The organism is Bifidobacterium oedipodis, from assembly GCF_012932425.1.
Classification (GTDB): domain Bacteria; phylum Actinomycetota; class Actinomycetes; order Actinomycetales; family Bifidobacteriaceae; genus Bifidobacterium; species Bifidobacterium oedipodis.
The window spans coordinates 309,125-320,952 of the sequence record NZ_JAAIII010000003.1; the positions used below are offsets into that span (position 1 = coordinate 309,125).

Annotated in this window: 10 protein-coding genes; 5 read left to right on the forward strand and 5 right to left on the reverse strand. The window is 58.2% G+C overall.

Annotated elements, in window-relative coordinates:
• Window positions 1–505 precede the first annotated feature (505 nt).
• From purC to G1C95_RS06405, 5 genes are all read left to right on the forward strand, one after another.
• The gene (purC, locus tag G1C95_RS06385; protein ID WP_169172122.1) at window positions 506–1,255 is read left to right on the forward strand and encodes a phosphoribosylaminoimidazolesuccinocarboxamide synthase; all 750 of its coding nucleotides are present in this window, start codon (window positions 506–508) and stop codon (window positions 1,253–1,255) included.
• Window positions 1,256–1,318: 63 nt separating this feature from the next.
• Complete coding sequence (locus G1C95_RS06390; protein ID WP_169172123.1) at window positions 1,319–5,071, forward strand: phosphoribosylformylglycinamidine synthase; 3,753 nt, start codon at window positions 1,319–1,321, stop codon at window positions 5,069–5,071.
• A gap of 235 nt (window positions 5,072–5,306) precedes the next feature.
• The gene (locus tag G1C95_RS06395) at window positions 5,307–5,576 is read left to right on the forward strand and encodes a FitA-like ribbon-helix-helix domain-containing protein (RefSeq protein ID WP_169172124.1); all 270 of its coding nucleotides are present in this window, start codon (window positions 5,307–5,309) and stop codon (window positions 5,574–5,576) included.
• Complete coding sequence (locus G1C95_RS06400) at window positions 5,573–6,001, forward strand: type II toxin-antitoxin system VapC family toxin (RefSeq protein WP_169172125.1); 429 nt, start codon at window positions 5,573–5,575, stop codon at window positions 5,999–6,001. Before G1C95_RS06395 ends, G1C95_RS06400 begins: the two co-directional genes overlap by 4 nt.
• A complete protein-coding gene (locus tag G1C95_RS06405) occupies window positions 5,998–6,213 on the forward strand; it encodes a hypothetical protein (protein ID WP_240947460.1) in 216 nt (71 codons plus the stop codon). The genes G1C95_RS06400 and G1C95_RS06405 overlap by 4 nt, the downstream gene beginning before the upstream one ends.
• Window positions 6,214–6,228: 15 nt before the next feature.
• Here G1C95_RS06405 and G1C95_RS06410 read toward each other — a convergent pair whose 3' ends face one another.
• From G1C95_RS06410 to G1C95_RS06435, 5 genes are all read right to left on the reverse strand, one after another.
• The gene (locus tag G1C95_RS06410) at window positions 6,229–6,534 is read right to left on the reverse strand and encodes a HigA family addiction module antitoxin (protein ID WP_240947461.1); all 306 of its coding nucleotides are present in this window, start codon (window positions 6,532–6,534) and stop codon (window positions 6,229–6,231) included.
• A gap of 53 nt (window positions 6,535–6,587) precedes the next feature.
• Window positions 6,588–6,806 (reverse strand): hypothetical protein, encoded by a 219-nt coding sequence (locus G1C95_RS06415; RefSeq protein ID WP_169172126.1) that lies wholly within the window; start codon window positions 6,804–6,806, stop codon window positions 6,588–6,590.
• On the reverse strand, window positions 6,803–8,518 hold the full coding sequence (locus tag G1C95_RS06420) for a Y-family DNA polymerase (protein ID WP_335341410.1): 1,716 nt from the start codon (window positions 8,516–8,518) through the stop codon (window positions 6,803–6,805). Before G1C95_RS06420 ends, G1C95_RS06415 begins: the two co-directional genes overlap by 4 nt.
• A gap of 517 nt (window positions 8,519–9,035) precedes the next feature.
• The gene (locus G1C95_RS06425) at window positions 9,036–10,529 is read right to left on the reverse strand and encodes a glycoside-pentoside-hexuronide (GPH):cation symporter (RefSeq protein WP_169172127.1); all 1,494 of its coding nucleotides are present in this window, start codon (window positions 10,527–10,529) and stop codon (window positions 9,036–9,038) included.
• 111 nt (window positions 10,530–10,640) lie between these two features.
• A complete protein-coding gene (locus G1C95_RS06435; protein ID WP_417852261.1) occupies window positions 10,641–11,777 on the reverse strand; it encodes an ATP-binding cassette domain-containing protein in 1,137 nt (378 codons plus the stop codon).
• Window positions 11,778–11,828 lie beyond the last annotated feature (51 nt).

Consider the following 11,828-nt stretch of genomic DNA (forward strand, 5'->3'; position numbering starts at 1 on the left):
ATTAAAGCAGCAGATTCTCCTTCATCGGGAGAAATATCAGCATTAGTGTCAGAGACCGCCAATATGTGTCAAATCCCTTACATCATCAATTCAGGATATATTGGCAGCGCAGTCACCTTCCCAGAATTTTATTACCCCAATCAAAGATATTCATATTTATCCTCACATAAATCTTGGAACGCTGAATTTCTATTTCAATTCCAAAGAGAGAAAATACCTTATAGATTTTCCAGCATCCTCAGCTGTCTCGTGGCCCAACAAGTCGAGGACTATCGACATATGCGGGTTCCTACAGGATACGGACTTAAGGGCTGCTTTGACCCTGAAACATTTCAATGGAGAGTGGAACGGATAGCCGCACAGCCGGATCAGGAGCCCACCGACTTTCAACCGACAACGCAACAAGAAGCAGCAACAATCGCCACAATGTAGCCGGCGCTTGGTAACCTGAATGGCGTTAGTTTACCCGTATTTCCATGTCTTTTGACGCATAGGAAGGCGATTCATGGAGAAGTTGGAGAAGCTCTACGAGGGCAAGGCCAAGCAGCTGTTCGCAACCGACGACCCGGAGGTGCTTTGGGTCGAATACAAGAACTCCGCCACCGCCGGCGACGGTGAGAAGAAGGAGGATTTCGAAGGCAAGGGCCGTCTCAACAATCTCATCACCACGCTCATCTTCGGTCTGCTTGCCAAGCGCGGCATTCCCTCCCATCTTGTCAAGCGTGTGAACGACACCGCCCAGCTGGTCAAGAAGATGGACATGTTCCCGCTGGAAATCGTGCTGCGCAACACCGCTGCCGGCCACTTCTCCTCGCGCCTGGGCGTTGAAGAGGGCATCGACTTCGACGAGCCCGTGCTCGAATACTTCCTGAAGAACGATGATCTGCACGATCCGTTCGTCAATGACGACGATCTCGTGGTGCTGCACGTGTGCACCCGCGAGGATCTCGCCGAAATCGCACCGCTGGCCAAGCGCATCAACGAGGCGCTGATCGACATCTTCACCAAGATCGACGTCAAGCTCGTGGACTTCAAGATCGAGATGGGCCGCACGTCGGATGGCACGCTGCTGCTGGCCGACGAAATCACCCCCGATTCCTGCCGTCTGTGGGATCAGCGCGACAAGTCCGGCAAGGTCGAGCATCTGGACAAGGATCTCTTCCGCCGCGACTTGGGCGACATCATCCCCGCCTATGAGGAGATCGAGCGTCGTCTCGCAGCCCTCGCCGACGCTGAGGGCGTCACCCTCGACTGATTGGTTTAATTCGCCCGCACCCAGCCAACGGATGCGGGCGTATTCGTCGTTAAGGAGATTTACGTGGTTTATCGCGTATATGTGGAAAAGAAGCCGGGCTTCGACGTTGAAGCGCAGCAGCTCGGCAACGAATTGAAGACGATTCTGGGCATTGCGGCGCTTGAAGGCGTGCGCATCGTCAACCGTTACGATGTGGAGGGCATCAGCGAGGATCTGTTCGCCGCCACCGTACCCACCGTGTTCAGCGAACCGCAGGTCGACAACGTGACCTATGACCTGCCGGATTTCAACGGCAACGCGGTGTTCGCCACCGAGTTCCTGCCCGGCCAGTTCGATCAGCGTGCCGATTCGGCCGCCGAGTGTATTCAGCTCATTTCCCAGGGCGAGCGCCCCACCGTACGTTCCGCCAAGGTGTATGCGCTGGCCGGTTCCCTGAGTGATGCGGACGTTCAGGCCATCAAGCATTACGTGATCAACCCTGTTGAATCGCGTGAGGCTTCGCTTGATACGCGCGATACGCTGAAAACCGCCGTGCCTACGCCGGCCAAGGTTGAAATCATCGCCGGATTCCGTGACATGAGCCCCGAAGAGGGCCAGCGTTTCATCGACGAGCGCGGTCTGGCCATGGATCTGGCCGATCTTGAGTTCTGCCAGCGTTACTTCACCGAACAGCAGCGTGACCCCACGATCACCGAAATCAAGGTGATCGACACCTACTGGTCTGATCACTGCCGTCACACCACCTTCGGCACCGAGCTGACCGACGTGGATATTGACGACGCCACGGTAAAGGCCGCGTTCGAAAAGTATCTTGAACTGCGCCATGAGCTGGGCCGCGACGCCAAGCCTGTATGCCTGATGGATATGGGCACCATCGGTGCGAAGTGGCTGAAGAAGAACGGCATTCTTACTGGCCTGGACGAGAGCGAGGAAATCAACGCCTGCACCGTCAAGGTCAAGGTGGACGTCAACGGCCACGACGAAGACTGGCTGTTCCTGTTCAAGAACGAGACCCACAACCATCCCACCGAAATCGAACCCTTCGGCGGCGCGGCCACCTGTATCGGCGGCTGCATCCGCGATCCTCTGTCGGGCCGCTCCTACGTATATCAGGCGATGCGTGTGACCGGTGCCGGAGACCCGACCGTGCCGGTTTCCGAAACGCTTAAGGGCAAGCTGCCGCAACGTAAGCTCGTGACCACCGCGGCCGCCGGCTACAGCTCCTACGGCAACCAGATCGGTCTGGCCACCGGTCAGGTCAATGAAATCTATCATCCCGGCTATGTGGCCAAGCGTATGGAGGTGGGCGCGGTTGTGGCCGCCACCCCGGCCGACCATGTGCGCCGCGAAACCCCGGCCCCCGGCGACAAGCTGATCCTGCTGGGCGGTCGCACCGGCCGTGACGGCATCGGCGGTGCCACCGGCTCCTCCAAGGCTCACAACGTGGAATCTTTGGAGCTTGACGGCGCCGAAGTGCAGAAGGGTAATGCTCCCGTGGAGCGCAAGCTGCAGCGTCTGTTCCGCCGCAAGGACGCCTGCCGTCTGATCAAGCGCTGCAACGATTTCGGCGCGGGCGGCGTGTCGGTGGCGTGCGGCGAAATCGCCGACGGCCTGACCATCGACCTCAACACCGTGCCCAAGAAGTACGAGGGCCTGGACGGCACCGAACTGGCGATTTCCGAATCGCAGGAGCGTATGGCCGTGGACGTGGCCGCCGATGATGTCGAGGAATTCCTGGGCTACGCCCGCGAGGAAAACCTCGAGGCTGTGGTGGTGGGCACCGTCACCGAGGATCCGCGCATGGTGATGACGTGGGATGGCGACGAAATCGTGAATCTCACCCGTGAATTCCTGGCCTCCAATGGTGCGCCGAAGCAGCAGCGCGTGCATGTCGAGGCGCAGGGTGCCTACGAGGTGCCGGCCGCTTGGATGACCGGTTCGCTGGATTCGCGCATGAAGGCGCTGGTGAGCGACCTTAACGTGGCGTCCAACAAGGGTCTGTCCGAGCGCTTCGACTCCACCATCGGCGCGGGCACCGTGCTTATGCCCTTCGGCGGCGTCAAGCAGCTGACCCCGAACGAGGCCATGGTGGCCAAGTTCCCGGTGTTCGGCGAGACCACCACCGCTTCCGCGATGGCGTGGGGCTTCAACCCGTACATTATGAGCGCCAACCAGTTCACTGGTGCGTACCTGTCCGTGGTCGAGTCGCTGTCCAAGCTCGTGGCTGCCGGTTTCGAGCATGAGAAGGCGTACCTGAGCTTCCAGGAGTATTTCGAGAAACTACGCGACGAGCCGGAACGCTGGGGCAAGCCGATGGCCGCCGTGCTGGGCGCGCTGATGGCGCAGATCGAGCTCGGTGCTGGTGCCATCGGTGGTAAGGATTCCATGTCTGGCTCCTTCGAGGATCTGGACGTGCCGCCGACGCTGGTCTCCTTCGCTGTGGCCGTGGGCAATATGAAGCGCGCCACCTCCCCTGAGTTCAAGGGTGCCGGCCACCGTGTGGTGCGTATTGCGCCGCGCTATCAGGCCGATGGTCTTACCCCGGATCCCGAAGCGCTGGCCGAAGCGTTCAAGCTGGTCGAGGAGCTCACCGAGTTCCACACCGCGCTGGCCGTCTCCACGCCGGGCTACGGCGGCACCGCCGAGGCGATCTTCAAGATGACCGTGGGCAATGGCATTGGCGTGACGCTCGATGATGCGATCGCCGCCGACGATCTGTTCAAGCCCGCTTACGGCTCGTTCATCATCGAACTCGCCGACAATGAGAAGATCCCGGCCGTCTCCAACTTGGTCGAAGTGGGCGAGATCGGCGTGACCAGCGCCGAATACCAGTTCACGGCCTGCGGAGAAACGCTGGATCTGGCTGAGATTCAGGAAGCGTGGGAGTCCGGCATCGAATCCGTGTTCCCCTACCGCTCCCATGGTGCTGAAGCTGGCGAAACCGTGGAAACCGTTGATTTCCATGCTGCCGACCATGGTGTGACCAAGCGCGTGTACGCGGGTGCCCCGGTGGCCAAGCCGCGCGTCATCATCCCGGTGTTCCCCGGCAACAACTGCGAATACGATACCGCTGCGGCCTTCGAGCGTGCTGGTGCCGAAGCGCACACGCTGGTGATCAACAACCTCACCCCCGCTGCTGTGGCCGAATCCACCGAAGCGCTGGTGCGTGAGATTCGCGAATCCCAGATCGTGATGATTCCGGGCGGCTTCTCGGGCGGCGACGAGCCGGATGGTTCCGCCAAGTTCATCACCGCGTTCTTCCGTGCGCCGGCCGTCACCGAAGCCGTGCGCGACCTGTTGAAGAACCGCGACGGTCTGATGCTGGGCATCTGCAACGGTTTCCAGGCGCTGATCAAGCTGGGCCTCGTGCCGTACGGCGATATCGTGGATATGACCGACGCTTGCCCGACGCTGACCTTCAACACCATCGGCCGTCACCAGAGCCGTCTGGTGCGCACGCGCGTGGCCTCCGACCTGTCGCCGTGGCTGGCCAAGACGAACGTGGGCGATGTGCACACGGTCGCCATCTCGCACGGCGAGGGCCGCTTCGTGGCCTCCGATGAGCTGCTGGCGTCTCTGAAGGCCAATGGTCAGATCGCCACGCAGTATGTGTCCGAAGCTGGCGTGCCCGGTATGGATCTGGATGTGAACCCGAACGGTTCGCTGCTGGCCATCGAAGGCATCACCAGCCCCGACGGCCGCGTGTTCGGCAAGATGGGCCACTCCGAGCGTTCCGGCAGCGGCCTGTATGCCAACGTGCCGGGCGACAAGTACCAGCCGATCTTCGAAGCCGGCGTGGAATACTTCGCAGGCTGATTGAGCGAGGCCATGACCGAGTAAGTCGGGCTTTCCCGACTTCATAAGCCCCATCAGCTCATATCAGGGAACCATCCAAACGGATGGTTCCCTTTTTTGTTGCGATTATGGCCTCTCAGTGTGGCATTACGACCACACGTGGACTCAAAACCACGCTGAACGCCACAAATGGCAGATGCACTCAGGGCAAACACTAGTGATATCATTGTGATATCACTGCGTCAAAGGAGCCTTGATGACCACTTCACTGCTGATTCGCAAGCTACCCGATGCAGTCAAAGACACGTTGGCCGAAGCCGCCAAAGCCAATGGGCGCTCCACCGAAGCCCAAGCACGATCGGTGCTGGAAGAATTCACCGCCTCGTGGATTGCGCACAAAACGTCCGATGCGGATTTCTTCGCACAAATCCGTGAAGAGTTGCTCGCCGGCGGCATTGATGACGATGAATTCCAACCAATGCCCCGCGATCCCAACGACCAGCCAAGGCCGGTGAGCTTTGAGTGAATACGCAATATCAGCGAATCATCATCGACACCAATGTGGTCTCAGAACTCTACAAGCCATGTCCGAATCCAACGGTAGTTCAGTGGCTGCGCGACAATAATCGCACTTATCTCACATCCATCACCATTATGGAGCTTATGTATGGCATGTGGCGCATGCCGAAAGGCAAACGTCGCAATGCCGTATCCGCAGCGATCGAAGCCACACTGGAACAGTATGACGGACGAATCCTGCCGTTCGACACGAAGGCGAGCATACAATGTTCGCTTATCCGTGCCGATTTGGACGGCAAAGGCCTTCACGTCAGCCTGCCAGACATGCAAATCGCCGCCATCGCCCACGTCAACGCGTGCGCAATAGCCACGCGCAACCCCAAAGACTTCGCATACGCCGGAATCCCCCTCATCAACCCATGGGAGCAATGAAATTCAAAATGGCCTGCATCAAATCTTCAACCAATGGCATGGACACCAATAGCGAGACCGGCCGTCGCACGGTCGATGTGGTTGACGCCATGGACTACCAACGCCAAGAACGCGAGCGTATGCGGGCATCCTTGTCGGCAATGCGCCAAGCCGCGCAAGAGATTGCGATGAACGATGACGAACTGGCTTCCTACGTTGCACAGTTCGATTAACAGGAGAAATCCACATCACGCGTCAATGAGCGGGCGAATGTCACCGAGACTGCTGGGGTCGAAGCTGAGTAGATCGTAATCGCGTTGAAGGTTCGACCAAAATTCAGGTGTGGTGCCAAATGCCTTGGCAAGACGATAGGCCATGGACACACTGATGGAGCGTTTACCATTGATGATTTCGCTCACGGCGGTCTGAGACACGCCTATGGTTTTGGCAAGACGATAGGCAGTCACACCAAGTGGTTGCAAGAATTCCTCATTAAGAACCTCGCCAGGTGTGCTGAGATACTGATCAGTGGTAGTCGTCGAAGTAGACATCATATGCCTCCTTTGCCTCATCATCCCATTGGAAAACGAGTCTGTCATACGCCAATTCAGGCGCCGGGGTCGAGTGCGGCGGGGGTGTCGGCTTGGGCTATTGCTTCTGCGTTGCGCTGCGCGGCTTGGGCAATGACGGCCTCGTAGCCGGTGAGGGCGGCGAAGGGCATGAATTGGGCTGCTCGATTGTGCGCGCTCATGGGCGGATGCCTGCGCGAGCGCGGATGCGGCATATCGATAATGTCATCGTAACGATGGGTGTTTTCCAAGCTCATGCAGCATGGCCTCCAATCTGATGATTGCGATCCTGGCCGGTGGCCCCCTCTTCCATGTCCATGGCCTTAATCACCGCATTCCGCCCAAACTTCTGTTTTACCGCCAGCAACGTTTGCTGAATCATCTGCGACTGATGCTCATCAACCGCGTTGCCACCCCGCGGCTGAGATGCCGCAATCCCCGATCGACTCCATGCCCCAGCACCAGAACCAGCACCAATACTCATCTCAGACCCAGAAGATCCAACAGTCCCATGTCCGGCAGACTCAGTTCCAGCGACACCAACGCCAGCACCAGCGCTCCGCCCAAGCCCAGCACCGACCTCGCCCTCACCTTGCTCGGCAAACAAATCAAGTTGTTCATATCCAGCGGCACCAGCCTCAAGTTCCTGCGCCGTATGCAGATCATCGGCGACAACGGTGAGGCGACGAACCAGCAACCGTGGGTCGGCGATGCGATCAAATAACGTGGCGACAGCCTCGCGAATGCGGGTGTCCGAAACGGTGTACCCGCCCAGCCCAATCGAACCTGCAGCAGGCTTAGGTACCTTGCGGCCGTAATAATCAACGGAAACCGGCCCTCTATAGGATTGCGCAGCCTGCCTGGCTTGTGCTTTCAAATCCTCTGACGCGCATTCTTCGAGCCGATCTGGCTCTATACTGCCCGTGTCATAACCGATCACCAAAGCAACCCTGTTGGCAAGCACGCCCTTTTCCATCAGATCGAGAGCCAACGCATCAGCCATTTCTTTGGCAATCAGACGCGCGGTAGAGCTCAATGCGGGCCCAGTCAGCACCTGGCCGGAGCTGATGGAGTGACCGTCAGGCGTGTAATGCTTGATATCCGCGATAGTGCAGGGTTCCCAGCCCCACGCATGGTCAATCAGTAGTTCGGCGTTGACGCCGAACATGCGGTACAGCAGATCCTCGTTGTAATAGTCATGCGACCGGCCGACGGAGCATCGCGCGATATCGCCCATGGTCAGCAGCCCCTGGCGCTCCAACTTGTTCGCATAACCGCGCCCCACGCGCCAAAAATCGGTAAGTGGCCGGTGCGCCCACAATCGCTCCCGATAGGTTCGCTCGTTAAGTTCGGCCACACGCACACCATATTCGTCGGCTTCTTCATGTTTGGCGACGATATCCATCGCTACTTTGGCCAAATACAGATTCGTGCCGATGCCGGCGGTAGCCGTTAAACCAGTTGTCTCCCTAATATCGCGCACAATGGCGGTGGCCATCTGACGTGGCGTCATACCCAGCGCCCGCAAATACCGCGTCGCATCGATAAACACCTCATCGATGGAATACACATGAATGTCCTCAGCCGCGGCATACCGCAGATACACGCCATACACTTTTGCACTGGCGTTCATATAATGCCGCATGCGAGGTTTGGCCGCGATATACGACACCGCCAGCCGCGCATCAGCGTTCAGCTCGCCGATATTGCATGACGTACCCACCAATCGATGCCCCGGCGCCGCCAACCGCCGTGCGGCATTGACCAGACGCACCTTCTCCTCGACTTCGAACAGTCGGGCACGCCCCGGAATACCGTAGCTTTTCAGCGATGGCGAGACGGCTAAGCAGATGGTTTTCTGCGTACGTTCCACATCCGCCACCACCAGATGCGTGGTTAACGGATCAAGGCCACGCTCCACGCATTCCACTGAGGCATAAAACGATTTCAGGTCGATGGCAATATACACACGCTCGCGCTCGTTGCGCGCACTTCGCTCGTTGCGCTCATTTCGTTGGACTTGTCCGTTTCGTTGGTCCCGTCCCCTTTGCTCATCTCGACCAGTCTCGCCATTGCCCGACACCATTGCCACGCCTGTCACCTCCTCACGCTTGTTCTTGGCCCAACTATCATACCAGAATATAGAACAAATGTTCGATTCAGGGCGTGGCGCTATTCCATAAAACACGGCACCATCCATGCCACGTCCCCACGCAATGTCACACCACACTGTCCAATCCAACACAACGCCACCCACCCAACAAACAACGACACACAACCCCACATAACAGCAAATAGAAAACAGAAAAGCCGCCCGACACGCACCTATTGCAGGCGCGCACCGAACGGCTTTCAACGACGACAATCGTCAGACATACCGGGCATCAGATGAACGAATCAACCCAACACCTTGTCACAAACCAATAGTCATCAGCCAATAGCCACCAATCAACAATTATCAATCAGCAACTATCAGCCAATAGTCATCAGTCAGCAGACTTCGCAGGAGCATCCTCATCAGCAAGCTTGCGCTGCAGCTCAGCAACAATCTCGGCATGCTTCTTCTCCGATAGCTTGACGAAGAACATGAACACGAGGAAGCCGGCCACAATCACCACCAGCGGAGCGATGAACGCCCATGTCTTGAAAGTGGCGATATTGGCGGCGGTCATATCGTCGGCGCTGGCACCGGCAATCATACCGGCGGCCACGGTGATGAAGCCGACCATGCCGTTGGACAGTGCACCAGCGATCTTGTCGAGCATCGGGCGCACGGAAAGAATCACAGCCTCATTGCGTCGACCGTTGCGCAGCTGACCATATTCGATGGAATCGGTCATGGTCAGGATGGCGGTGGTGGAGATCATCGTCTCAGGAATGTAGAACAGGATCAGCGCGAGAATCACCATCGGCAGGCTGTCGGAGCTGAAGATGAACACCAGATAACCGCAGGCCATCATCGCCATACCACCGAGGAACAGGAATCGACGCGGCACGAACTGGTTGACGATCGGGTACAGGGAGGCCACGATCAGATCGGCGACCCACGGCACCAGACCGGCGATCCAGAACATGGATTCCATGTCAAGCACGAACTTGAACAGCAGCATCAGCACACCGGTGGTGGCGACCTTGGCGATGGAGTACAGCAGGTAGCTCAGCGCCGTCCACAGCAGCTGGTCGTTCTGGAAGATGGCCTTGAACGCCTGCAGCGGACTGCCGGACTTCTGCGCCTTGGCGCGCAGTTCGCTGGTGCTTTCCGTGGTGCCGAACACCACGGAAAGGCAGGTGAGCACGGCGAGAATAGCAACGATCACAGCGAAGGAGGTCCAGCCAGCCTGGCCTTCCGTATCCTTCTGGCCGGTGAACATGAAGGTGAATCCGGTGACGATCGGCACAACGACCATAGTCAGACCGTTGTAGCCCAAGGTGCCGGCGAGGTTGCCGAGCGAAGCATAGATGGAGCGCTCGTGAGAGTCGGAGCTCAGGGCCGGGATCATGCCCCAGTAGGAGATGTCACGCAGGGAGTAGAACACGTCGAGCACGATGAACACCACGACGAACAGCACGATGAACACAGTGGTGTTGACGTTGACCAGACCGAACAGACCGGTGTAAACCATAACGATCAGCACGGCGGAAACGATGCCGCCGACGAACTGCCAAGGATGGAAACGGCCCCACTTGGTATCGGTGTTGTCGATGAGGTTGCCCAGCAGCGGATCCAGGAAGATTTCGGCGATACGAATGATCACAATCAGACCGGTGATGACGCCGATTAGCTTGGCGGACAGCGCTTTGTCGACGCCAGCGAACAGCGTCTGGGTGACATACAGCACGAAATAGGTGCTCAGTGCGTTATAGAACGCGGACTGACCGAAATTACCGAAGGCGTAGGCCACTTTCTGCCGAACGCCCATACCTGACGACTTGGTTCCGGATGCGTTTGCTCCGGCCACCCCTTGCGCCTGATTGCTCATGGTGGTTCCTCTCTTCCACACAATGTTTGCGTTACCATCACGCAATACTATCACTGGTGAAGACAAAATCGCACAATTATGAACAAATCAGAGCGATGACAATCATCATAATCACATTGATGCAGCTGCGATAAGCTGTTTGGTGTAAGGATGTTGCGGATTGCCCAACACCGTCGCCGTCTCACCCTGCTCCACCACATGCCCTTTATGGAGCACCACAATTCGATCCGCCAGATGCTGCACCACGCCTAGATCATGGGAGACGATAATCAGCGCCGGCCTGTCGGCAGTTCTCGACGCACTGCTATTACGGCCACGATCTTCATCGAGCAACGCTTGCGATCCGCGTGATCCATCGATATCGCTCGCATCATCATTATCAAGCGATTCGCCCACGCCATCCATGCCGGATGCATCACCGCCCACACCGTGCACGATGGTCTGCAACGCGTCAAGAATCTGCACGCGCGCAGCCACATCGATGGCACTCATCGGCTCATCGGCCAGAATCAGCCGCGGCCGTTTAACAATGGCTCTGGCAATGGCCACACGCTGAGCCTGCCCGCCAGACAAATCACACGGATAACGGTGCATGAATTCCGCCGGATCAAGCGCCACCGACCGCAACACATCAGCCACACGCTCGGCAATCGCATCGCTGCTCTGCCCACCAGACCTATGCCACCCACGCACGCCATGTTCACCACGTGCACTGTTTGCCGGCCTACTTTGCCCGTTAGCCTGCTCGCTCCCGTTTTCGCTTAATTTCAGGGGTTCGGCGACGGAACGCTCCACCGTCCAACGAGGATCCAGCGAGCCGAACGGATCTTGAAACACCAATCCAGATTCCTGCCTCAGCATCTGGAAGCCCGGCAACCTGCGCATGCCAGCTAGCGTCAAAGGCTTGGCACTCGATGCTGTGCCGCTAGCAAACGCACCGCCAACAGCCGCACTATCCTCAGCCACACTATCCTCAGCCGCACCACCAGCCGTCACACCGCCAGACAGCACAGAACCGGCAGACGAGCCTTCCGCCACGTTCACCGGCAGTCCGCGATATTCCACGATTCCTGAATCAGCCGTCTCAAGTCCCAGCAGAATGCGCGTCAACGTTGATTTGCCCGAACCGGAGCCGCCAATCACGGCAAGGCACTCCCCCGCCTTCACTTCGACGCTCACATCGAACAGCACCTGCTCGCGCTTCGCGCCACGACCAAAAGACTTGTTGATGCCACGACCACGCAGCAATACACCACCGTCGCCATCGCTGGTACCAGTACCGACGCCAGTACCCGCACC